Origin of the sequence: Sphingomonas sp. Leaf62, assembly GCF_001421915.1 — a bacterium.
Taxonomy (GTDB): domain Bacteria; phylum Pseudomonadota; class Alphaproteobacteria; order Sphingomonadales; family Sphingomonadaceae; genus Sphingomonas.
The window spans coordinates 433817-455920 of record NZ_LMLN01000030.1; the positions used below are offsets into that span (position 1 = coordinate 433817).

Annotated in this window: 20 protein-coding genes; 11 read left to right on the plus strand and 9 right to left on the minus strand. The window is 67.8% G+C overall.

Annotation, left to right across the window (positions count from 1 at the left end):
* Window positions 1-64: 64 nt before the first annotated feature.
* The 3 genes from ASE91_RS17375 to ASE91_RS17385 all read left to right on the plus strand — a co-directional run bounded on the left by ASE91_RS17375 (window position 65) and on the right by ASE91_RS17385 (window position 3499).
* Window positions 65-403 (plus strand): P-II family nitrogen regulator, encoded by a 339-nt coding sequence (locus tag ASE91_RS17375; RefSeq protein ID WP_055759592.1) that lies wholly within the window; start codon window positions 65-67, stop codon window positions 401-403.
* Between the two features lie 90 nt (window positions 404-493).
* Window positions 494-1906: a type I glutamate--ammonia ligase gene (gene glnA, locus ASE91_RS17380; protein WP_056004512.1), complete on the plus strand. Its 1413-nt coding sequence runs from the start codon at window positions 494-496 to the stop codon at window positions 1904-1906.
* Between the two features lie 639 nt (window positions 1907-2545).
* Window positions 2546-3499, plus strand: coding sequence for a metallophosphoesterase (locus tag ASE91_RS17385; protein ID WP_162233680.1), 954 nt, complete (start codon window positions 2546-2548; stop codon window positions 3497-3499).
* A 241-nt stretch (window positions 3500-3740) separates the two neighbouring features.
* Here the strand turns inward: ASE91_RS17385 and ASE91_RS17390 are convergent, their stop codons facing one another.
* From ASE91_RS17390 to ASE91_RS17400, 3 genes are read right to left on the minus strand one after another with little or no spacing between them, the layout of a single operon-like run.
* Entirely contained in the window at window positions 3741-7886 is a 4146-nt protein-coding gene (locus tag ASE91_RS17390) for a translocation/assembly module TamB domain-containing protein (protein ID WP_235530546.1), read from the minus strand.
* Between the two features lie 5 nt (window positions 7887-7891).
* Entirely contained in the window at window positions 7892-9811 is a 1920-nt protein-coding gene (locus tag ASE91_RS17395; protein ID WP_056628443.1) for an autotransporter assembly complex protein TamA, read from the minus strand.
* Window positions 9812-9856: 45 nt separating this feature from the next.
* Entirely contained in the window at window positions 9857-10081 is a 225-nt protein-coding gene (locus tag ASE91_RS17400; RefSeq protein WP_056628447.1) for a hypothetical protein, read from the minus strand.
* 167 nt (window positions 10082-10248) lie between these two features.
* On the opposite strand from ASE91_RS17400, the gene ASE91_RS20300 reads away from it, so the two are divergent.
* Complete coding sequence (locus ASE91_RS20300) at window positions 10249-10419, plus strand: hypothetical protein (protein WP_200911278.1); 171 nt, start codon at window positions 10249-10251, stop codon at window positions 10417-10419.
* 167 nt (window positions 10420-10586) lie between these two features.
* Here the strand turns inward: ASE91_RS20300 and ASE91_RS17405 are convergent, their stop codons facing one another.
* Complete coding sequence (locus ASE91_RS17405) at window positions 10587-11201, minus strand: S24 family peptidase (RefSeq protein WP_056628450.1); 615 nt, start codon at window positions 11199-11201, stop codon at window positions 10587-10589.
* Window positions 11202-11299: 98 nt separating this feature from the next.
* Between ASE91_RS17405 and ASE91_RS17410 the strand changes: the two genes are divergently transcribed.
* On the plus strand, window positions 11300-11485 hold the full coding sequence (locus ASE91_RS17410; protein ID WP_056004501.1) for a hypothetical protein: 186 nt from the start codon (window positions 11300-11302) through the stop codon (window positions 11483-11485).
* Entirely contained in the window at window positions 11482-11781 is a 300-nt protein-coding gene (locus tag ASE91_RS17415) for a hypothetical protein (protein WP_056628453.1), read from the plus strand. The genes ASE91_RS17410 and ASE91_RS17415 overlap by 4 nt, the downstream gene beginning before the upstream one ends.
* A gap of 154 nt (window positions 11782-11935) precedes the next feature.
* Here the strand turns inward: ASE91_RS17415 and ASE91_RS17420 are convergent, their stop codons facing one another.
* From ASE91_RS17420 to ASE91_RS17430, 3 genes are read right to left on the minus strand one after another with little or no spacing between them, the layout of a single operon-like run.
* Entirely contained in the window at window positions 11936-12907 is a 972-nt protein-coding gene (locus ASE91_RS17420; RefSeq protein WP_056628456.1) for a hypothetical protein, read from the minus strand.
* Window positions 12904-14145 carry a TIGR04063 family PEP-CTERM/XrtA system glycosyltransferase gene (locus ASE91_RS17425; protein WP_056628459.1) on the minus strand — a complete coding sequence of 414 codons (1242 nt, stop codon included), beginning with the start codon at window positions 14143-14145 and terminating at the stop codon, window positions 12904-12906. Before ASE91_RS17425 ends, ASE91_RS17420 begins: the two co-directional genes overlap by 4 nt.
* Window positions 14146-14201: 56 nt before the next feature.
* Window positions 14202-15578, minus strand: coding sequence for a helix-turn-helix domain-containing protein (locus ASE91_RS17430; protein ID WP_056628462.1), 1377 nt, complete (start codon window positions 15576-15578; stop codon window positions 14202-14204).
* Between the two features lie 150 nt (window positions 15579-15728).
* Between ASE91_RS17430 and aceA the strand changes: the two genes are divergently transcribed.
* From aceA to ASE91_RS17440, 3 genes are all read left to right on the plus strand, one after another.
* The gene (gene aceA, locus ASE91_RS17435; protein ID WP_235530547.1) at window positions 15729-17003 is read left to right on the plus strand and encodes an isocitrate lyase; all 1275 of its coding nucleotides are present in this window, start codon (window positions 15729-15731) and stop codon (window positions 17001-17003) included.
* A 23-nt stretch (window positions 17004-17026) separates the two neighbouring features.
* Window positions 17027-17176 carry a hypothetical protein gene (locus ASE91_RS20305; protein ID WP_200909444.1) on the plus strand — a complete coding sequence of 50 codons (150 nt, stop codon included), beginning with the start codon at window positions 17027-17029 and terminating at the stop codon, window positions 17174-17176.
* A gap of 203 nt (window positions 17177-17379) precedes the next feature.
* A complete protein-coding gene (locus ASE91_RS17440; RefSeq protein WP_056628885.1) occupies window positions 17380-18162 on the plus strand; it encodes an SDR family oxidoreductase in 783 nt (260 codons plus the stop codon).
* Window positions 18163-18303: 141 nt separating this feature from the next.
* Here ASE91_RS17440 and ASE91_RS17445 read toward each other — a convergent pair whose 3' ends face one another.
* A complete protein-coding gene (locus ASE91_RS17445; RefSeq protein ID WP_056628887.1) occupies window positions 18304-19014 on the minus strand; it encodes an SDR family NAD(P)-dependent oxidoreductase in 711 nt (236 codons plus the stop codon).
* 107 nt (window positions 19015-19121) lie between these two features.
* On the opposite strand from ASE91_RS17445, the gene ASE91_RS17450 reads away from it, so the two are divergent.
* Both ASE91_RS17450 and ASE91_RS17455 read left to right on the plus strand, forming a co-directional pair.
* Window positions 19122-19463 carry a type II toxin-antitoxin system RelE/ParE family toxin gene (locus ASE91_RS17450; protein ID WP_056628468.1) on the plus strand — a complete coding sequence of 114 codons (342 nt, stop codon included), beginning with the start codon at window positions 19122-19124 and terminating at the stop codon, window positions 19461-19463.
* Window positions 19460-19744, plus strand: coding sequence for a helix-turn-helix domain-containing protein (locus tag ASE91_RS17455; protein WP_056004488.1), 285 nt, complete (start codon window positions 19460-19462; stop codon window positions 19742-19744). Before ASE91_RS17450 ends, ASE91_RS17455 begins: the two co-directional genes overlap by 4 nt.
* Window positions 19745-19789: 45 nt before the next feature.
* On the opposite strand, the gene ASE91_RS17460 is transcribed toward ASE91_RS17455, so the two are convergent.
* A complete protein-coding gene (locus ASE91_RS17460; RefSeq protein WP_056628472.1) occupies window positions 19790-22045 on the minus strand; it encodes an NADP-dependent malic enzyme in 2256 nt (751 codons plus the stop codon).
* Between the last annotated feature and the right edge of the window lie 59 nt (window positions 22046-22104).

Genomic DNA, 22104 nt, shown 5'->3' on the forward strand with positions numbered 1-22104 from the left:
AATTGTTTAACGAGATGATAACGGCCCGTCCGGGTCGTCACGTCCGAGGGGATCGGCAGGGCGCATGAAGAAGATCGAGGCCATCATCAAGCCGTTCAAGCTGGATGAGGTGAAAGAGGCGCTGCACGAAGTAGGCGTAAGCGGCATCACCGTGACCGAAGCCAAGGGGTTCGGCCGGCAGAAGGGCCACACCGAACTGTATCGCGGCGCGGAATATGTCGTCGACTTCCTGCCGAAGGTGAAGCTGGAAGTCGTGGTCGAGGACGGCCTTGCCGAGCGGGTGGTCGAGGCGATCGCGGCGGCCGCACAGACCGGCCGGATCGGCGACGGAAAGATTTTCGTCATTCCGGTCGAGACCGCCTTGCGCATCCGCACCGGTGAGCGCAACGACGACGCGATCTGACGCAACGCAGCATTATTTCGAATCATGGGACGTGCCGGGGCGATTGATTGCGCCGGAACGTGGAGTTTCATCCAGAAAGGGCAGTTTCCGATGGCTACTACCGCCAGCACCATCCTGAAGCGGATCAAGGAAGAAGAGATCGAGTGGGTCGACCTGCGCTTCACCGATCCCAAGGGCAAATGGCAGCACCTGACCATGGTCGCGTCGCTGCTGGGTGAAGACGAGTTCACCGACGGCCTGATGTTCGACGGCAGCTCGATCGAGGGCTGGAAGGCGATCAACGAGTCGGACATGACCCTGCGCCCCGATCTGGACGCGGTCTACACCGACCCGTTTTCGGCGACGCCGATGCTCGTCGTGTTCTGCGACGTGGTCGATCCGGTGACCGGCGAACTCTATGCCCGCGATCCGCGCTCGACCGCGAAGCGTGCCGAAGCGTATCTGAAGACCACCGGCATCGGCGACACCGTCTATGTGGGGCCGGAAGCCGAATTCTTCATGTTCGACGACGTCCGGTTCGAAAACAGCTATTCGACCAGCTATTACAAGATCGACGACATCGAACTGCCGGGCAATTCGGGCCGCGAATATGAAGCCGGCAACATGGGCCACCGCCCGCGCGCCAAGGGCGGGTATTTCCCGGTCGCACCGGTCGACAGCGCCGTCGACATCCGTGGCGAGATGGTTTCGACGATGATCGAAATGGGCCTGCCCTGCGACAAGCACCACCACGAAGTCGCCGCCGCGCAGCACGAGCTGGGCCTGACCTTCGGCACGCTGACCACGACCGCCGATCGCATGCAGATCTATAAGTATGTCGTGCATCAGGTCGCGCACGCCTATGGCAAGACCGCGACGTTCATGCCGAAGCCGATCAAGGAAGATAACGGGTCGGGGATGCACACGCACTTCTCGATCTGGAACGGCAAGACTCCGCTGTTCGCCGGCGACGGCTATGCCGGGCTGTCGGACATGTGCCTGTATTTCATCGGCGGGGTCATCAAGCACGCCAAGGCGCTGAACGCGTTCACCAACCCGTCGACCAACAGCTACAAGCGTTTGGTCCCGGGCTATGAAGCGCCGGTGCTGCTCGCCTATTCGGCGCGCAACCGTTCGGCATCGTGCCGCATTCCGTACGGCACCGGCCCGAAGGCGAAGCGCGTCGAAATCCGTTTCCCCGACGCGATGGCGAACCCGTATCTCGCCTATGCGGCACTGATGATGGCCGGTCTCGACGGCATCCAGAACAAGCTCCATCCGGGCGAAGCGATGGACAAGAACCTGTACGACCTGCCGCCGGCAGAACTCGCGCAGGTCCCGACCGTCTGCGCATCGCTGCGTGAGGCACTCGAGGCGCTGACCGCCGACCACGACTTCCTGCTGAAGGGCGACGTGTTCTCTAAGGATCAGATCGAAGCCTATGTCGAGATCAAGTATGGCGAAGTGGCACGGTGGGAAATGACCCCGAGCCCGGTCGAGTACGATATGTACTACAGCGCGTAAGGCGCGGCGACGACCGCGCCGGTGTGCCAGCGGGCACATCCGCGCTGTCGGCCGGCCTCGCTCGTCGAGGACCGACGACGTGGCTTTGCCACGTCGCGCGGGATTGGAAAGGCGTCGGGAGTGATCCCAGCGCCTTTTCCTTTTGGGGGTGGATCGGGCGATTATCGCTGCGGTTGGGCTACGTCACGTCGGGGAAAGCCAACGCTATCGCCGTCACACCGAACTTGATCGAGACCCCTGCGGTAGTAACGATCCCTGCCCCCGGCCGTACCCCCGCGCAGGCGGGGGGCCAAGAGCCCCAAGTGCAAGCCGTTGTTTTGCTTGGCTCTGGACCCCCGCCTGCGCGGGGGTACGGCGTATTTTGGCAAAGGTTGCAACTTTCGCGACTTCTCAACTTGACCCGGGGTGACGGGTGGGTGGGGTACTGGTCACCACAAGCGTCATCCGAACTGAGGCTGGCATTTCCCGCTAACGGCTCGTCGCACCTACCAAGGTGGACCCGAGCCGGCATCGTAGGTTACGTCCTGATCGCAAAAGCGGGTGCGACGACCCACCGTCGCGACGCCGCCCCCGACACACGATCGTCACATCGCCATGCTCAATCCGCACCACCCGCTTGCCATCAGGAACACCGCGCCCATGACCATCCTTCTCGATCGCCGGACGTTGCTGGGCGGGTTCGCCATTGGCGCGGCGGGGCTGACCGTGCCGCCGGCGGCGGCGCGCAGGGAGCAGCGGGGTGGCTGTACTTTCGCCGTCCTCGGCGACTGGGGTCGCGATACGCCCGAACAGCATCATGTCGCGGCAGCGATGGGACGGGCGGCGGCGGCGGCGCGGAGCGACTTCGTGCTGGCGATCGGCGACAATTTCTACAGCGACGGGGTGGCGTCGGTCGACGACCCGCTGTGGCAGTCGGTGTTCGAGGGCGTCTATACCCATCCGGCGTTGCAGGTGCCGTGGTATGCGCTGCTCGGCAATCACGACTATCGCGGCAATCCGCAGGCGCAGATCGACTATGCGGCGCGCAGCCCGCGGTGGCGGATGCCGGCGCGCTATTATCAGGTGGCCGATGCCGCGCTGACGCGGGCGGACGCCGACCTGTTCGCGATCGACACGTCGCCCTTCGTCGAACGCTATCGCGCCGATGCCGACAAGCCGATCGGCCGCAACACCCTGTCGCAGGACACGAAACAGCAACTGGCGTGGCTGGACCATGCGTTGTCGCAGTCGCGGGCGAAGTGGAAGCTGGTCACCGGCCATCATCCGATCCGGTCGGGCGGCAGCGGCCATGGCGACCAGCCCGAGATCATCGCACAGGTGCTGCCGATCCTGAACCGGCACGGCGTGCAGGCGTATATCGCCGGCCACGACCATGACCTGCAGCATATCCGCCGCGACGGGATCGACATGATCCAGTGCGGCGGCGGCATGGAGGCGCGCCCGGTACAGGCGGTCGAGGGCACCCGCTTCTGCCGCGCCGCCGCCGGCTTCGGCATGGTGCAGGTGGCCGGAGACCTGCTGTCGTTCGACCTGCGCGATGAGGCGGGCAAGAGCCTGTACAATGCATCGGTACCGGTGCGCTCGATGGCGTAAATCCGCCAAAGGTCACAAAGGTCACACTTGCGCAGTGTTGTGCGCGTTGCGTCCCAGCCGGTTGTTTCGAACGGCATCGGGAAGGCGTGGCGGGTGGGCTGAACAGGTCAAAGAGCGGCGACATCCTGACCGGTTCCCGGCGTGTAGGAAAGTGCCGTTGCGATTCGGGACGAGGGTTCTCGACGGACGCTTCTCGACAAAGTCGAAGCTGCTCGAACCGAACGGCTTTTTTAAGGGGGCGTCAATAATCCCGCGAGACGCGGACGTTGGTGCTCTGGCGGCCAATCGTCGAGATCGAGGCGAGGAGCGACAGCCAGCGGGTCACCTGGAATTCGATCCGGGTCGCGGAATAGCCCTGCCCGTCGGTGACGATTTCCGCATAGAAACGCCGCGTCAGATATTTGCCGGCAGCGACCGAGGTGCCCTGACCCGTCTGCGGATCGGCGGGGAGGATGCGCAGGCGGTCGAGGCCGGCGGCGCGGCGGACGGCGTTGATCGGGTTCAGCCCGCCCTCGCCATTCTGGAGCGCGGCGACGGCGGCGGCGAGTTGCAGCGCCTCGGGGGCGGACAGGTTGGTGATGGAGGTGCCGAACAACAGCCGTGACAGCAGTTCGTCCTCGGGCAAGGCCGGTACGCTCTGGAAGCTGATCTCGGGGCGCGTCGCGGTGCCGGCGACGCGGATCGTCGCGTTCAGGCCCTGCGTGTCGGCGGCAGCGACGATATCGAGCGCGGGGTCGGCGGGGCTTTCGCCGTTGAAGCGCAACGCACCGCGATCGACGCGGAATTCGCGACCGGCGAACTCGTAGTCGCCGCGGACCAGATCGGCGCGGCCGTTGATGATCGGATTGGTCGGCTCTCCGGTGATGGCGAGGTCGGCCGACCATTCGCTGGTCAGGCCGAGGCCGGTGACGATCAGCCCGCCCGGCGCACGCGCCTTCAGGTCGAGCTTCCACGGTACGACGGTCGTGGCGGCTTCGTCGTCGCCATCGGGACGGTTGATCTCGCGAATCTTGAGGCGCGGCAGCGGCGCGGTCGCGGTGGCGCGGCCGAGGCGGTAGCGGCTACCGTCCATCCGGACCTGCCCCGAAATCGTGCCGCCCGCGCCGTCGCTGCGCACCGCGATCGGACCGGTGACGGTCGCGCCGATCGAATCGGTGTTGATGAGCCGCGCACGATCGGCGTTCAGCGACAGGTCGATGCCGAAGCCCCGTACCGCCGCAAATTCGAATGCGCCGGTGCCGGTTACCCGCCCCTGTCGTCCGTCGCTGGCGGCGAACCGATCGATGACCAACCGCGACCCGTCGAACCGGCCCTGCGCCTCGACGCCGGTCAGGACGGTGCCGGTGATCGCGCTTTCGATCCGTGCGCCGCTGGAGCGCAGGACGCCGCGGATGCGGGGGTCGGCGAGGCGTCCGGTCACGTCGGCACCGACCGCCACCGGGCCGGACAGGTCGAACAATTCGATTCCGGTCAGCCGCCACAGCGTATCGGCAGGGCCGCCATAGCGAAGCTGTGCGATCAGGGGCGCGTTGGCGATACGGGTGGCGAGGTCCCCCTGCCCGAGCGGCGCGAGCCGCGCCTGCGCGCGACCGATCGTCTTGCCACCGCTGGCCATTACCGCGCGCATCCCGGCACGATTGGCGTCGAGCACGGCGGCGATGCCGACATCGATCGGGGTCGACGACAGCACGAGGCCGGACCGGCTGAGGCCGCGAATGGTCATATCGACCCGGCCGCTGGGCGTGTCGCCGGTCAGCGCATAGGCGATCTTGCCCGATGCGGTGCCGCCAAGCCCAAGGCCGGGATAGCCGATGTCGAGCACCGCCAGCGGCATGCGGGCGACGTCGAGGGTCAGTTCGCTGGCACCCGCGTCGAACGCCCCCCCAACGGTGGCGGTACCGCCGGCAAAGCTGAACCGGGTCGGGGCGAGGCGCCAGCCCTCCCCTTCGCGCCGCAGCACCGCCGGGGTTTCGAGCTTGAGCGGGCGGCGGTCGAGCGTCCCTTGGGCGTTGATCGTGTAGCTGTCGGCGGCGACCTGCGTCACGCTCTGGATCGCGAAGGCGCGGCCGCGCGATCCGGCGATCGCAGCGCGGACCTCGCCGGCACCGTCGACCAGCTTCGCGCTGCCGGCCAGCCGCGCGATCGACAACTGGCCGCGACGGAAGCCTTGCGCGGTGACGGTCGCGTCGAGCGTGGTGCCGGTGTCCGCCAAGACGATCCCCGCCTCCAGCCGGGCGCGTCGGACCGTACCCACCGCGCCCAGCCGGGCACGGGCGGCGTCGAGGGCGATGTCGATGCGCTGGTCGCCGCCCTGCGGACGGAAGGCGATGGTGCCGGAGATGCCGCCGCCATCGACGGTCAGTGCCCCAAGGAAACCGTCCGGCACGATGTCGATGCCGCCATTGGCGCGGGTGCCGCTGACCTCCAGTTCGTCGATGGCGATACGCGCGGTGCCGCCGCTGGGCAGCAGGATGCGGCCATTGGCGGTGAACGGGCCGAGCCGCGAACCACCGGCGGCACGCCAAGCGAAGCCGTCGGGCGTCGGGTCGAGATGGGCGACCACATCGGCAAGGCCGAGCGTCGCGTTGGGCGACGCGAACCGCAGGTCGAGCGTGGGTTTCGAGATGTTGCCGTCGAGGACCAGCTGCACCGGTCCATAGGTCGCCTGTCGCCCGCTGCCTTCGAAATGGAAGGTGCCGTCGCGGCGACGATAGCCGTTGCCGGTGAGCGTCAGGCCGGGGGATGTCAGCCGTGCCCCGCGCAGATACAGGATGCCGTCGCGGCCACGCTCCAGCCCGGTTTCGATGCGCGGCAGCCCCTGGGTCAGCGACCGGAAGAAGCCGTTGTCGAGCCGGCGGACCTGCGCCAGCCCCCGCCCGACGATGCGGGTGCCGCCGCCGGGAATGGGGACGGCGGTCAGGCGGGTCTGGACGTCGACCAGCCCGAGGCCGGGGATGAGATAGCGTTGCAGCGCGCCGCTGATCCCGACCTCATACCGTCCGGTCGCCAGTTCGAGCGTCAGCATGATCCGGCCGTTGAGCTTGTCCGACCGGACGATCAGGTCGTTGCCGACCAGGGTGCGCGTGCCGACCGCCAGCTTGCCGGTGACCGACAGGTTGCGCAGGATGCCGCCGGCGACATCGCCGACCCCGGTAACGCGCGCCGCCGCCAGCCGGATCGGAACGATGACCGGCGCTGTCGAGAAACGCCCCTGCCCGGCCGCGACGACGCCTTCGAACCCGGTCTGGTCGAAGGCGAGCCGCTGCGCGCGCAGGCGGTAGTCGAAACGCGCGGTCGAAAATTCACCGTCGAGGATCGCGCGCAGTTCGATGTCGCGGCCGGTCATGTTGGGGAACAGCGCGGCGGGGCGCAGCAGGCGGGCGCGCAGCCGCAGGTCGCGAAACGCGCTGGTGCCGAGATCGACGATGCCGTCGGCTTCCAGCGCCAGCGCCGGGCTGCGCAGGGCGAGCATGCCGTCGATGCGGCGATCGGCGAAGGTCGCGCTGCCGCTGACGCGGACCTGCGGGCTGGTCAGCCGTTGCAGCTTGCCCTGCAACAAGGCGGCCGGGGCGAGCGTCCCGCCCAGCGTATAGCGGCCGGCGCGGACGCCCAGCGTCAGGTCGAGAATGCGCGCGCGGCCGGCATCGGCAACGGCGCGACCATCCCATGCCGACCAGCGGCCGTCGCCCGCGACCTCGATCGCAAGCGGACGGCGGATGCCGCTGGCGGTCGCGAGCAACCCATCGGCGGCACTGCGCGCGCGCAGATCGACGTCGAACCGGTCGCGATCGGGTTCGCTATCGAGGTGCAGGCGAAGGCGGTCGCTATTGGCGATATCGAGCGCGAGGTCGACCAGCGCCCGGCCCGACCGGATATCGGCCTGTCCGGCGAGGCGACCGACCCGCGCGGTGCCGGTCACCGCCTTGGCCAGTTCGAGCCGCTCGACGCTCAACCGGCCGATGCGGATGTCGAAGCCGGGCAAGATCGGGCCGCGCCGGCCGGTCGGGGCGGGTTGCGGCAGCTTGGCGAGGATCGCGCGCGGGATATGCACGCTGGTGATCGACAGCCGGTTCGACCAGAATTCCCATGGCCGCCAGTCGAGTTCGGCGCTGGGTGCGCGCAGCACCAGCCCCTTGGGGTCATAGATGCGGACGTCGATCAGCCGCGCACGGTTGTAGATCGACCCGTCGATCCGCCCGATGCGATACCGCATGCCGTTGGCGGGTTTGAGCGTCGCGATCCGGTTCGCGATCAGCCGGTGACCGGGGCCGGTATCGATGACGACCAGCAACCCGGCGATGGCGATGACGATCAGCAGCAGCCATTGCGCCAGCCGCCGGCCCCAGCCGATCCGGCGCTGGGGCGCAGGTACGGGTTCGTCCGACACCTGCGTCAAAAGGCCTGCCCTAGCGAGACATAGACCGCAACGCGCGGGTCACCGCGCTGCGGGTTGATCGGCGTGCCGACGTCGATGCGGATCGGGCCGAAATTGCTGTAATAGCGCACGCCGATGCCCGCGCCGTAGCGCATGCCGGTGAAGCGCGGCAGCGTCGAGGTATAGATATTGCCGGCGTCGAGGAACGGCACGACCCCGAAATTGCCGAAGGCGCGGACGCGGGCCTCCAGCGAAAATTCGCTAAGGCTGCGGCCACCGATCGGATCGTTGTTCGGATCGCGTGGGCCGATATCCTGAAAGCCGTAGCCACGCACCGATGCGCCGCCACCGGCATAAAAACGCCGCGAGGGAGCGACCGCATCGCGCGGCGCGCCGAGGATCGAGCCGATGCGGGTGCGCCCGGCAAGGACGACGCGACCGGTGACCGGGCGATAGACGCTCGCGTCAATCTGGGCACGGGTATAGCCGAACACCTGCCCCTGTAGCGACAATTCGGGGCTGATGCGGCCGCCCAGCCGGAAGCCCTTCGTCGGATTGAGCAGATCGTCCGAGCCGTCGTAATTCAGGCTGCTGGGCAGTGCGCCGATGAAATAGGTGCGGCGGCGGGGTTCGCCGGTGGCGACGATCACGTCGCGTTCGTCGGTCGCGACCAGTTCGCCGCCCAGCGACCATGTCCATGTTTTCTGGAAGAAGATGTTGGTCTGCCGCTCCAGCCCGGCCGACAGCGAGACGGTGTTCGCCTCGAACGCGTTGCGGACGAGGTGGGTCGCGGCGACCTGCGCGGTCAGCACCCGGTCGCGGCCATGGAAATTGTTGCGGCGGAAGGTCACCGCCGCGACCTGTTCGAGGGTGCCGAGCACGCCGCGCAGCGTCAGCGCCCCTTCGGGCGGGAACAGGTTGCGGTGGGTCCAGCTCGCCTCGACCCGCGCGCCTTCGCCGGTGCCGTAGCCGAGTTCGCCGGCGATGGTACGCGGCGGGGCGGGCTCCATGGCGAGGTCGAGGTCGACGGTGCCGGGCGTGGTCCCCTCGACCGGGGTCAGGCGGACCTGCGAGACGAGGCTGGTCTGGACGATGGCACGGCGCAGATCGTCGACCAGGGTCGAATCATAGGTCTGGCCGGGTTTGAACCGGGCGATGTCCTGCGCATGATCGCCGTCGAAGATGCGGTTGGGCGTCGTGACGATCCGGCCGAAGCGGCGCTCGCCACCCGGCGCGACGGTAATGTCGAGCGTCGCGGTGCGGGTGGCGTGATCGACGGTGATGTCCGGTTCGTCGACCCTGGCGAAGGGGAAGCCCTCGCGCCCGATCGTCTCGGTCAGCTTGTCCTGCGCGGCGACGATCGTATCGCCCTGTACCGGGGTTTCGGGCTTGACCGCGAAGGCGTCGCGCAACTCGGGGGCCTTGTCGCCCGCCGCGGCGATGCCGGGGGTGCGGACCTGTGCGAAGCGGTAGAGCTGGCCGGGTTCGACCTCCAGATAGACGATGAGCCGGTCGCCTTCGGGGCGGACGCTGGTCGCGATGCGGGCGTCGAAATAGCCTTCGTTGCGGAGCAGTTCGTCGAGGAGCCGCGCGTCTTCGCGGGCGCGGCGGTCGATCTGCGCGGCGTTGGCGGGGTCGCCTTCATTCGCGCGCAGCGTCGACAATTCGTTGAACCGCTGTCGGAACAGGTCGGTATTGATCCCGTCGATGCCCGTAATGCGGTAATTATAGCGAAATTCGCCGCCGGCCCGCTGCGGCCCGGCGGTCGCATCGGGATCGGCGGGTGCGGTCGACAGGTCGGGCCAGGCGACGCCGATATCGGGCAGGTCGGCCATCGGCGAGGTCGGATCGAGCGACGTTTCCTGCGCGAACGCCGCCGGGCCCGCAAAAGCGAGCCATCCGGCGCTCAAAAGCACGGCAAGCCGGCAGCTCGACATGAAACGGTCCTAGCGGAGCAGCCCGCCCCCCGCCAAGGGCCAAGCTTAGTGAATCGTGCCCCAAACGCCGGGCCGCGCGAGCAACGTGACGAGCCGCGCGACCTGTCGCCAGCGGCAGAACTGGATCACATTGTCGTTGTCGCGGGCATCGGCGGCACGGGAAACGGCTTCATCGGCGGCGCGGGTGCCGAAATCGGTAATCAGTTCATGCGCCGTCGCCAGATCGGATGCGTCGGAAATATAGGGCGGCAAGGCGATCGAATCGAGCATGGCCCCGTCTGTAACACGGTTCGTGCCGGAACCGTACCAAGCGCGGTGGCAGCGGGGGACGATGGTTACCATGCCACGGCCGGTCCCGGCGCGGGACGTCCCCCGTGCCGAAACGGTACGGGCGGGACGCGGTGGCGCGGGTGGCGCGACTGTGGCAGAGATCGGCGATGAACAGACCTTCGCACAATCCCAAGGCTGGCGGGATGCCGATCGCGCTCGGCACGCTGGGCGGTGCCATCATCGGCGCGGTGTTCGGCGAGGCGACCGCCGGATTGCTGGTCGGACTGGCGCTGGGGGTCGGAATCGCGCTGTGGATCTGGCGGCGCGACCGGGTCTGAAAGTTGACGAAGGTTACACTATGCCATGGTTGTACGGCGGGTGGACTGGCTGGATAACAACGGGTTAGGCACCACCGGCGGCGGATAAGTTGACGGATGGCGCCTGTTCGGTTCTGAACCTTTCGACGACGCCGCGACCTTTGCAAATGCGGATCCTGTAGGAAATGCTACAGCGAGCGCGACAGCCAGACGACGCGACCGATGATGTCGGGCGGACCGGTGAGCGCGATCGGGGGATAAGCGGGGTTGTCGCTGACCAGTTCCCATCCGTCGCGGGTGCGGGCGAGGCGTTTGACCAGCAGGACGCCGTCGTGCCGCACGACATGGATCGCCCCCGACACGCCGCGCCGGTCGCCACGATCGACGAGGATCGCGTCGCCATCCGATAGCGTCGGCTGCATCGAATCGCCGGCGACGGTAATCATCGAGGCGTTGCCGGCCCGCACCCGCAACTGGCGCAGCAACGCGGTATCGAGGCGCATCGCGCCGTCGCCCCGATCGTCCTCGACCAGTCCCCCCGGCCCGGCCGAGGCGGCGGCGTCGATGCGGGGAATCGCGATCAATGGATGTTCGGGCGGGCCGCCAAGCAGCGGTTCGGCCACGCCGAGATAACGGGCCAGCGTCGCCCGATCACCCTCCGCCAGCCGGCGTGGCGAACCACGTTCGATAAATTGCTGCATATACGCGGGGTTACGTCCCAGCACGCGCGACAATTCCGCGAGACTGACGCCGCGCTCCCCCGCCAGCCGCGCGATGGCGGACCGAATATCGCTCGATTCCATCCCCGAACCCTAGCCGTAGGATTTATCCTAGACAAGTTGGATTTCAAAGAACAGATCAGGAACAGACACTGAGTCGAAGGGGTAGACGGGAGGTATGGATGCATACGATTTTGCAGCGGATCAGTCGGCATTTGCAGGAGACCGGCACGCCGGAAACGCTGTTCGGCCGGCGGGCGGCGGGCGATCCGCGACTGGTGGGCGATTTGCGCAACGGGCGGCAGCCGCGCCCGCCACTGCTCGCCCGGATCGAGGCCTATATCGACGCGCAGGAGCAACGGCATTGAGCGGCGGTCCCGATGCGGCGACCCTGCTCGAACGGCGACTGCGGATCGCGGCGGAGGCGGCGGGGGCCGTGGTGTCGGTTGGTGAAGCCGGCTGGACGCGCTGGGCGAGCGCGACCTTTGTCGGGGCGCGGCATCGCCTGACAGTCAGCGGATCGGGGGTCGCGTTCGACGCGTGGCTGGCGGCGCTGCCCGAAGCGGACCTGCCGCTGCGCGGGCATCTGGTCGCCGATGTCGCGGTGGTGGCGCGGACGAGCAAGGATGTGGTGCTGGAGGTACTGACCGTCGAGGAGCGGTGAGTTTGTTTTCCTCTGCCGGTAGGGAAAGAGATGCGCTCGCTTGCGCGACCGCGCGAGCCCTACAGGCTCGCTCGCCCCTCTCCCAACCTGCGCTAGCCAGCACGCTGGCAAGCTTCGGTATCCCTCTCCCCTGTCCGGGGAGAGGAATATGGGGTTATTCGCCTCCGGCCATGCGACGCAGCGCACCGAGTGCCGAGGCGAGGCCGGTCGATTGAGCCTTGGCAGTCTCCTGTCGTTCGATCTCGGCAGAGCGGCGGCGTTGCAGGCCTTCGTCGAGGCGGTCGAGCAACGCGTCGAGGCTGGGCAGCGGGGCCGGTTCGATCGGACGCTTTTCGGCAGGCGCGATGTCGGGTTGGTGGGTGACGGCTTCGGATTCGGGAGCGATTTCCGGTTCGGGAGCAACCTCCGGCTCCGGTTCGCGCTCAGGTTCGGGATCGGCTGCCGGCTCGGGTTCGACCGTCGCAACCGGTGGTGCGGGCGGCGCGACGTCGTCGGGCAGTTCGACGGTCGGTTCGGCCGGGATGGCTGGCTCGATCGGGGTCGGCGGCACGGGCGCCTCCTGTTCAGCGGCGGCCGCGACCGGGGGTTCGAAGAAGGCGGCGGGGTCAATCGTCGCTTCGTCGGCAGGCGCGGGCGTGGGACGGAACAGCGGGCGAACCGCCTGGGCCGGCGCGGCGGGGACTTGCGGCACGGCGGCGGGGTCGAACACCGCCATCGGGATGTTGAGGTCCCGCGGCAGGTCCATCTCGGTTTCCACCGGGTCGAGCGGATCGAGGAATGGCTTGCCAAGATCGCGCGCCGCGCGCACCGGCGGGCGCGGCGGCGCGTCGGGATGGGCATCGGCCCGGCGGACGCTGGGTTCGGCATCGACCGGGCGACGCTTGCGCTTCGCGGGCAATAGCAGCCACAGACCGATCCACAGCGGCCCGGCGATCAGCGTCGCGGCGGCGAGCATCAGCACGACCCGCGCGGTCATGCCCAGCGGCGGGGCGGCGGCGGGCAGCAGCGCGGGCAGGCCACTCGCCTCCACCGCCGCCTCGAGCCGCCAGACCGGCAGCAGCGCGATGATGAGCGCGACGCTCAGCGCGGTGAAGATCGCGACGATCGGGGCGTGGGCGCGCTTCATGCGTCGACCAACGGCCGGGCGGGCGCGGCGGTGGATCGTGCGTCGCGGCCGATCAGGCGCTGATAGAGCGGCTGATAGCGGGCGACGTTCGATGCCCAGTTACGCTCCGCCTCGACAAAGGCGCGCGCGCGATCACGCATCGCATCCCAGCCCGATCGGTCGGCGAGCAGCGCGGCGACCCGCGTCGCCAGCGCGGCGGGATCGTCGGGGGGGAAGAGCGTGCCGGTATCGCCGTCGCGGATCAGTTCGCGATGGCCGCCCACGTCCGATGCGACGACCAGCCGGCGCTGGGCCATCGCTTCGAGCGGTTTGAGCGGGGTGACGAGATCGGTCAGGCGCATCGCCTTACGGGGATATACGAGTAGATCGACGAGTCCATAGTAGCGTTCGACTTCGTGATGCGACACGCGACCGATAAAGCGGATCGCGTGCGCCGCACTGGACGCCGCGGCCTGTGCCCGCAGCGTCGCTTCCATCGGGCCGCCGCCGACCAGCAGCAGGCGGACGTTCGGGCGCGCGGCGACCAGCGCGGGCATCGCCGCGATCAGCGTATCGAGCCCTTCATAGTCGTAGAAGCTGCCGAGATAGCCGAGCACGTCCTTGCCGCTCAGGTCGAGTTCGGCGGCGAGCGCGGCGTCGGGCGCGGACGGATCGCCGAACAGGGTCAGGTCGACGCCGTTGGGCGAGACCATGATCTTGCCCGGATCGATGCCGCGCGCGATCAGGTCGCGGCGCAGGCCTTCGCAGATGACCGCGACGCCATCGGCGCGGCGCACCGCCCAGGTTTCGAGCGCGCGAGTCGCGCGGTAGCGGGGCGAGCCTTCGGTGCCGGTACCGTTGCCGACCGCGGCGTCTTCCCAGAACGCGCGGATCTCATAGACCAGCGGCAGGGCGCGTTTGCGGGCGACCTTCAGCGCGGCCAGCGCGTCGAGGACCGGCGAATGGGCGTGGAGGATATCGGGCCGGACGTCGGCGACGACCTGATCGATGCGGGCGGCGAACGCGCGGATTTCGGCCAGTTCGCGGAAAGGTGCCGGCAGGCTGCGCGGCGGCACGGTGCGGTGGAAATCGATGCCGTCGATCGTCTCGCGCGCCGCTTCGCGTGCCCCCTGTCGCGCGCCGGTCACCGCCGCGACGCTCCACCCGCGCGCCATCTGCGCGGTCAGGATCGCGCGGGTGCGAAAGGCGTACCCGCTGTGCAGCGGCAGACCATGATCGAGGATATGGAGGACTCGCATGGCCGATCTATGCCCGAACCTGGTTAACGGAGATGTAATCGCAGGGTATCCTACCGCTAATCCCCGGCAAAGGCGAAGGGGGTCAGGCCGCCATCGCGATCGTCGAGCCGCATGGCGCGGCCGGCGGGCGGGGCCGAGCGTTGCGGGCAATCGCTGCGGGTGCAGGCGCGGCACCCTGCCCCTACGGCCACCCCGCGCGCGGTCAGGTCGAGGCCGCGGGCGGCGGCGAGGCCGCCGGCTTGCTCCGCCGCCAGCCCGAGCATGACGACGAAGCGCGCACGGACTTCGCCGGCGAGCGCGCCGGGGGGCGTGACGGTGCGGGCGATGGTGAGCCAGCGGCCGCCGGCTTCGGGTTCGACCAGTTGCACGATCGCCTCGCCGCTGCGAGCGAAGGCGTCGAAGGCGCCGAGCAGCGGGCATGGCGCGCCCTCGACCAGCGGCGACTGGCTGGCCCCGGCGAAGCGTTTCGAAATCTGGCCGGCGCGGTCGATCCGCAGCAGGCAGAAGGACAGGCCCCGTGCGCCGACGCGGTGGAGTGTGGTCAGGCGGTGGGCGACGTGTTCGAACCCCGCGCCGAAGCGGCGACCGAGCAGCGCGATGTCATAGCCGGTCGCCTCGCACGCGCGCAGGAACCGGGCATAGGGCATCATGACGGCGGCGGCGAAATAGCCGTGCAGGTGACGGCGCAGCCACAGTTCGGCGGTGCGATCGGTCAGGGCCGCGCCGCGCACGACCGCGTCGACTTCGGCGCGCGCCTCGGCATGGCCCAGCGCGCGGGCGAGCGCGAAGCTGCGCGAGGCGGGGTCGAGGCGTTCGGACAGTTGCAGCTGGCGGGCGTGGAGATCGGTGCGGTGGAGGCGGTCGGGCATCGCCTCGACCGGCAACAGCCGGACCGAGAGGTGGTGGCGGACGCGCAGGCGATCGGCCATCGCCGCCGCTGCGTCGCCGCCGCTCTGGCGCAGATCGTCGGCGAGCGCCTCCGCCTGGGCGTCGAGATCGGGGAAGTAGTTGCGCCAGCGTTCGATCGCGGCGCGGGCTTCGACGGCGGGATCGGCCGTTATCGTCTCCCCTGCCCCGCTGCCGAGACGGTCGAAGGCGCGGGCAAAGGCTTCGGCACCGCCCGGCGCGCTGGCCAGCCATTCGGCGATATCGCCGCGATCGAGCGCGAGGTCGGCGAACATCGGGTCGGCCAGCCGCCGCCGGAGCGCATCGGCCCCGCCCGCTGGTTCGCTCGCCGCCAGGGTGCGCGCATCGAAGCCGAAGCGTTCGGCCAGCGCCACCAGCAGCGTCGCGGTCAGCGGCCGCTGGTTGCGTTCGATCAGGTTCAGATAACTGGGCGAGACGCCGAGCAGTTCAGCCATCGCGGCTTGCGTGAGCGCCTGCCCGCGACGCAGGCGGCGGACGGCGTGGCCGGCGAACAGCTTCGATTCCATGGCCCACCTTGTCACGAATTGACAATATCACAACCAGAGCACCGGTGGACGCTACATTGCAACTGTAATCTTCGAACGTTTGGTCTGACGTGAGCCGATTGTCAGCGGCATATCGGTGTCAACGAAACCCATGCTGTAAAGGACATGACAATGGACATCGCCGATCTGGTCCCCGCCCCGCCCGGCCGCTTCGACGGCATCACCCGCCCCTACACTGCCGCCGACGTGGCGAAGCTGCGCGGGTCGGTCGCGGTCGAACATACGCTGGCGCGGCGTGGCGCGAACCGGTTGTGGGAATTGCTGCACAGCGAGGACTATGTCCATGCGCTCGGGGCATTGTCGGGCAATCAGGCGATGCAGATGGTGCGTGCGGGGTTGAAGGCGATCTATCTGTCGGGCTGGCAGGTCGCGGCCGATGCCAATACCGCCGGGCAGATGTATCCCGACCAGTCGCTCTATCCGTCCAACGCTGGGCCGGAACTGGCCAGGCGGATCAACGCGACGCTGGGGCGCGCCGACCAGATCGAGCATATGGAGGGCGGTGCGACCCGCGACTGGTATGCGCCGATCGTCGCCGATGCCGAAGCTGGCTTTGGCGGGCCGCTCAACTGCTTCGAGATCATGAAGGCCTATATCGCCGCCGGCGTGGCGGGCGTGCATTACGAGGACCAGCTGGCGTCGGAGAAGAAGTGCGGGCATCTGGGCGGCAAGGTCCTCATTCCGACGCAGGCGCATATCCGCAATCTGGACGCGGCGCGGCTGGCGGCGGATGTGGCGGGGGTGCCGACGATCATCTGCGCGCGGACCGATGCCGAGAGTGCGCGGCTCATCACGTCGGACATCGACGAGCGCGACCATCCGTTCCTGACCAGCGAGCGGACGCCCGAGGGGTTCTTCCGGTTGAAGGAGGGGACCGGGGTCGACCATTGTATCGACCGCGGCCTTGCCTTTGCCGAACATGCCGACCTGTTGTGGTGGGAGACGAGCAAGCCGAACCTCGACGATGCGCGGCGTTTTGCCGAGGCGATCAGGGCGAAATATCCGAACAAGCTGCTCGCCTATAATTGTTCGCCGTCGTTCAATTGGGAGAAGAATCTCGACAAGGACGATATCGCCCGTTTCCAGCGCGAAATCGGGGCGATGGGCTACAGGTTCCAGTTCGTGACGCTGGCCGGGTTCCACCAGCTGAATTACGGCATGTTCGAACTGGCGCGCGGATATCGCGACCGGGGGATGGCGGCCTATAGCGAGTTGCAACAGGCCGAATTCGCCGCCGAAGCCAATGGCTATACCGCGACCCGCCACCAGCGCGAGGTGGGTACCGGCTATTTCGATCTGGTCGCCACGACGCTGGCCGGGGGCAGCAGCTCGACCACCGCGCTCAACGAATCCACCGAAACGGCCCAGTTCGACAAGGCCGCCTGATTTACACTTAGAGGAGATACACGATGCCCGAACCGACCCGCAGCCGCGCCGTTTTCTCGACCGAGGATTTCCGGCTTTTGAAGGAAGCGCTGGCGACGCATATCCAGACGATCGCCGACCAGCCGCAATCGAGCAAGTTCGCCCATCTGTACCACCGGCTCGGCCGGATTTGAGGTAGCGCTCTTCGCATTAAGGTATCCCCGCGCAGGCGGGGATCCAGGGTCAGGCAGACCGAAGGTTTGCGATGGTGGCTCTGGATCCCCGCCTGCGCGGGGATACCGGTTTGCGGCGTTGCGCCCCGATTGCAAAGTCCGGTATCGGCTGCCATCCTGACGAACCGGACGATTCGAAGATCCGGTTTGCCGCAGGAGCGTTTATGGACACCACTAGCCTGTTCCGCCTCGACGGGCGCGTTGCGCTCATCACCGGCGGATCGCGCGGCATTGGGCGGATGATCGCTGAAGGGTTCGTAGCGCAGGGGGCCACGGTGTTCATCTCCGCCCGCAAGGCCGATGCGTGTATGGCGACGGCCACGGAAATCGGCGCGATCGCGCTGCCGCAGGACGTATCGACGATCGACGGTTGCCGGGCGCTGGCCGATCGGCTGGCGGCGCAGACCGAACGGCTCGACATTCTGGTCAACAATGCCGGCGCCGCATGGGGCGAGGCGTTCGAGACGTTCCCCGAAGCCGGTTGGGACAAGGTCATGGACCTGAACGTCAAATCGCCCTTTTTCCTGACGCAGGCGCTGCACCCGATGCTGAAGGCGGCGGCATCGCGCGCGCAACCGGCCAAGGTCATCAACATCACCTCGATCGACGGGCAGCGGGTCAATCCGTGGGAGACGTACAGCTATCAGGCGTCGAAGGCGGCGCTGATCCACCTGACGCGGCGGATGGCGGCGCGGCTGGTGGCGGACGCGATCCACGTCACCTCGATCGCGCCGGGGGCGTTCGCCAGCGAGATGAACAAGGCGGCGCGCGACCATGGCGACGGGGTGGCGAAGCGCATCCCGGCCGGACGGATCGGCGTGGACGAGGATATGGCGGCGGCGGCGATCTACCTCGCGTCGCGCGGCGGAGATTATGTCGTGGGGGAGACGATCACCGTCGATGGCGGGTTGGTGAACGCGTCGATGGGCGGCGCGATCGACGGATAACCGCCAAAGGTCACAAAGGTCACACTCGCGGGCAACGTGCACACAGCGGGTCGCATCGCCGATACCGGACGGCGATCGCGGGGGCGGCGGACGATGCGAAAGAACGGACCGACCCTGACAGGCAGCATCCGTGTAGGAAAGTCAGGGGGCGATTTCCGCCCCGTCCCACGCGAAGATGCGGCCGCTCTGCGCCGGGGTCAGCGTGTCGAGGACGGCGAGCAGGCGTTCGGCGCTGTAGACGGGGGTGAACAGCTTTTCCGCCGGGACGCCACGCTGGAACGGCTTGCTCAGGCCCGTATCGACGGTGCCGGGATGGAGCGCGACGCACACCGTCTGTGGCCGGCTGCGTGCCAACTCGATCGCGGCGGTGCGGACGATCTGGTTCAGCGCCGCCTTCGATGCGCGATAGCCGTACCAGCCGCCCAGGCGGTTGTCGGCGATGCTGCCTACGCGGGCGGAAATACAGGCGATGGTGGACGGCTGGTCCTTTGCCAGTAGCGGCGCGAAATGTTTGAGCGCCAGCGCCGGGCCGATCGTGTTGATCGCGAACAGATGCGCGAGGCGATCGGCGTCGAGGTCGCGCAGCGACCGTTCGGGGCCACCGGCTTCGTCGTGCAGGATGCCGGTGGCGACGATGACGCGGGTCAGCGGCGCGTCGATGGCGGTGGCGGCGGATTTGATCGACGCCGGGTCGGCGATGTCGATTGGGCAATATTCGACGTTGTCGGGCAGCGACGACGGCTCGCTCCGGGCGGCGGCTATGACGTGGTCGTAGCGGTCGGAAGCGGCGAGCGCGGCGACCAACGCCGCGCCGATGCCGCCATTTGCGCCGATGATCAGGGCGGTCGCCATCGTCTGTCTCCGGATGCAGCGGTTGGTCAGGCTGGCGTAAACGCCGGCATCGGTCAAAAGAGCCGGCGCCCCCTTGACTCGGTACGGGTAATCCGTAGTTTATCATCGTGCAAACTGTCGTCGAGACCAACGCCTATCTTGCCGCGGCGCGCGATGTCGGCATGAGCAGCGAAGAGCAGCAGGCGGTGGTAAACCTGATCGCGGCCAACCCGCAGGCGGGTGACATGATGCCAGGATGCGGCGGCGCGCGCAAATTGCGGGTGGCGCGACCGGGCGGCGGCAAGTCTGGCGGCTACCGCGTCATTACCTATTTCGGTGGCGACGACATGCCGACGTTCCTGCTCACCGTCTTTGGCAAGAACGAGAAGACCAACCTGACCAAGGCGGAGCGCAACTCGTTGGCGCTACTGACGAAAACCTTGGCCGATAGTTTCGGGAGCAAGCGATGAAGAACGCGTTCGACAAGATCGCGGCGGGACTTGGCGATGCCATTGCCTATGCCGAAGGCGATCAGGCCCGTGGTCGGGTCGCTGCCCCGTTGGACGTGGCGGCTATCCGCAAACGGACCGGCAAGACGCAGGACCAGTTCGCCCGTGCCTATCGCCTGCCCATCGGAACGGTACGCGACTGGGAGCAGAGCCGGAGCCAGCCCGATGCCCCGGCCCGAATATTGTTGGCACTGATCGGCGCCGAGCCGGAAACGATCGAGCGCCTCGTCCAGCGCGTCTAACGGAAGCGGGGGGCGCCGCGAATGATCGCGACGCCCCCCTGCCCCTCACCCCACCATGCCACCGGCGGCGAGGACCGCCAGCGTCACCAGTTCGTTGGCAGTGCTGGTCATCGGCGCGATCTGGACCGGCTTTTCCATGCCGATCAGCATCGGGCCGATCACGTCGTCGCCGCCCAGTTCGCGCAGCAGCTTGGCCGAGATATTGGCCGATTGCAGCCCCGGCATCACCAGCACATTGGCCGGACCCGACAGGCGGGCGAAGGGGAAATTCGCCATCTGCTTGGGGTTGAGCGCCACGTCGGGGGCCATTTCACCTTCATATTCGAAGCCGACCTGCCGCTTGTCGAGCGCCGCCACGCCGTCGCGGACATTGTCGATCCACTGGCCCGACGGGTTGCCGAACGTTGAATAGCTGAGGAACGCGACGCGCGGTTCGTGGCCCATGCGGCGGGCGACGGCGGCGGTGCGCTCGGCGATGTCGGCCAGTTCCTCGGCACTCGGCCGTTCGTTGATCGTGGTGTCGGCCATGAACACGGTGTGGCTCTGCCCGACCAGCAGGTGGATGCCGAACGGCACCTTGCCATCGACCGGATCGATCACGCGGCGCACGTCGCGGAAGGTCTGCGCATAGGTGCGGGTGATGCCGGTGATCATCGCATCGGCGACGCCCAGTTGCAGCAGCACCGCGCCGAAGGTGTTGCGATCCTGGTTGATCATCCGTTCGGCATCGCGCTTCAGGAAGCCGCGGCGTTGCAGGCGTGCGTAGAGGAAGTCGACCATCTGCGGCACCATCTCGCTGGTGCGGCTGTTATGGACTTCGTAATCCTCGGGGTTCGCGACGCCCAGCGCGCGCAGCCGGTCGTGCACGTCTTCGCGGCCGACCAGCACCGGGATGCCATAGCCGCCTTCCTTGAACGCGATCGCGGCGCGCAGCACCACTTCCTCCTCGCCCTCGGCGAACAGCACGCGCTTCGGATGGGCGCGCGCGCCCTCATAGGCCATGGTCAGGACCGAGGTGGTCGGATTGAGCCGTGCGCGCAGCTGCTGGCGATAGGCATCCATGTCGAGGATCGGCCGCGTCGCCACGCCCGAATCCATCGCCGCCTTCGCCACTGCCGACGGCACCAGTTCCATCAGGCGCGGATCGAACGGCGCGGGGATGATATATTCGGGGCCGAAGCTGTGCTGCGTGCCGTACGCCAGCGCCACTTCCTCGGGCACGCGCTGGCGCGCCAGTTCGGCGATGGCGTTGGCGGCGGCGATCTTCATCTCGTCATTGATGCCGGTCGCGCGCACGTCGAGCGCGCCGCGGAAGATGAAGGGGAAGCCGATGACGTTGTTGACCTGGTTCGGATAGTCCGACCGGCCGGTAGCGACGATCGCGTCGGGGCGCGCCGCCTTGGCGAGTTCGGGACGGATCTCCGGCTCCGGATTGGCCATCGCGAAGATGATCGGCGACGGGGCCATGTCCTTGACCATTTCGGGCTTCAGCGCGCCCGCCGCCGACAGGCCGAGGAACACGTCGGCACCGTGCAGCGCCTCGGTCAGGGTACGGCGCTCGGTGGCGGCGGCGTGGGCCGACTGCCACTGGTTCACGTCGTCGCGGCCCTGGTAGATCACGCCGGTGCGGTCGCACATGATGACGTTGGCGTGCGCCACGCCCATCGCCTTCATCAATTCAGTGCAGGCGATGGCGGCGGCGCCCGCGCCGTTGACCACGACCTTGACCTCCGACAGCTTGCGGTTGGTCAGCAGGCAGGCGTTGATGAGGCCGGCGGCGCAGATGATGGCGGTGCCGTGCTGGTCGTCATGAAACACCGGGATGTTCATGCGCTCGCGCAGCGTCTGTTCGATGATGAAGCATTCGGGCGACTTGATATCTTCGAGGTTGATGCCGCCGAAGCTCGGCTCCATCAATTCGACCGCGTCGATGAAGCGGTCGACATCCTCGGTCTTCAGCTCGATATCGATCGAATCGACGTCGGCGAATCGTTTGAACAGGACCGCCTTGCCCTCCATCACCGGCTTCGACGCCAGCGCGCCGAGATTGCCGAGGCCGAGGATGGCTGTGCCGTTGGAGATGACCGCGACCAGATTGCCCTTGGCGGTATAGTCGTACGCGCAGGCGGGATCGTCGTAGATCGCCTTCACCGGCACCGCGACGCCGGGCGAATAGGCAAGCGCGAGGTCGCGTTGCGTCGCCATCGGTTTCGACGCGATGATCTCGATCTTGCCCGGACGCCCTTCCGAATGGAACAGCAGCGCCTCGCGCTCGGAAAACTGGTCGGTGGTTTCGGACACTGGCGATCTCCCGTTTGGATCGGCTTTACGCAGGGGAAGACGGATCGGGCAAGGGTGAA

What these genes read in the sequence shown, in the direction of transcription:
- ASE91_RS17405 (WP_056628450.1), bottom strand. Translation starts at nt 11,201, where the DNA reads ATGGAATCGAGCGATATTCGGTCCGCCATCGCGCGGCTGGCGGGGGAG.
- ASE91_RS20300 (WP_200911278.1), top strand. Translation starts at nt 10,249, where the DNA reads ATGAACAGACCTTCGCACAATCCCAAGGCTGGCGGGATGCCGATCGCG.
- ASE91_RS17425 (WP_056628459.1), bottom strand. Translation starts at nt 14,145, where the DNA reads ATGCGAGTCCTCCATATCCTCGATCATGGTCTGCCGCTGCACAGCGGG.
- ASE91_RS17410 (WP_056004501.1), top strand. Translation starts at nt 11,300, where the DNA reads ATGCATACGATTTTGCAGCGGATCAGTCGGCATTTGCAGGAGACCGGC.
- glnA (WP_056004512.1), top strand. Translation starts at nt 494, where the DNA reads ATGGCTACTACCGCCAGCACCATCCTGAAGCGGATCAAGGAAGAAGAG.
- ASE91_RS17385 (WP_162233680.1), top strand. Translation starts at nt 2,546, where the DNA reads ATGACCATCCTTCTCGATCGCCGGACGTTGCTGGGCGGGTTCGCCATT.
- aceA (WP_235530547.1), top strand. Translation starts at nt 15,729, where the DNA reads ATGGACATCGCCGATCTGGTCCCCGCCCCGCCCGGCCGCTTCGACGGC.
- ASE91_RS17395 (WP_056628443.1), bottom strand. Translation starts at nt 9,811, where the DNA reads ATGTCGAGCTGCCGGCTTGCCGTGCTTTTGAGCGCCGGATGGCTCGCT.
- ASE91_RS17455 (WP_056004488.1), top strand. Translation starts at nt 19,460, where the DNA reads ATGAAGAACGCGTTCGACAAGATCGCGGCGGGACTTGGCGATGCCATT.
- ASE91_RS17445 (WP_056628887.1), bottom strand. Translation starts at nt 19,014, where the DNA reads ATGGCGACCGCCCTGATCATCGGCGCAAATGGCGGCATCGGCGCGGCG.
- ASE91_RS20305 (WP_200909444.1), top strand. Translation starts at nt 17,027, where the DNA reads ATGCCCGAACCGACCCGCAGCCGCGCCGTTTTCTCGACCGAGGATTTC.
- ASE91_RS17440 (WP_056628885.1), top strand. Translation starts at nt 17,380, where the DNA reads ATGGACACCACTAGCCTGTTCCGCCTCGACGGGCGCGTTGCGCTCATC.
- ASE91_RS17400 (WP_056628447.1), bottom strand. Translation starts at nt 10,081, where the DNA reads ATGCTCGATTCGATCGCCTTGCCGCCCTATATTTCCGACGCATCCGAT.
- ASE91_RS17430 (WP_056628462.1), bottom strand. Translation starts at nt 15,578, where the DNA reads ATGGAATCGAAGCTGTTCGCCGGCCACGCCGTCCGCCGCCTGCGTCGC.
- ASE91_RS17375 (WP_055759592.1), top strand. Translation starts at nt 65, where the DNA reads ATGAAGAAGATCGAGGCCATCATCAAGCCGTTCAAGCTGGATGAGGTG.
- ASE91_RS17420 (WP_056628456.1), bottom strand. Translation starts at nt 12,907, where the DNA reads ATGAAGCGCGCCCACGCCCCGATCGTCGCGATCTTCACCGCGCTGAGC.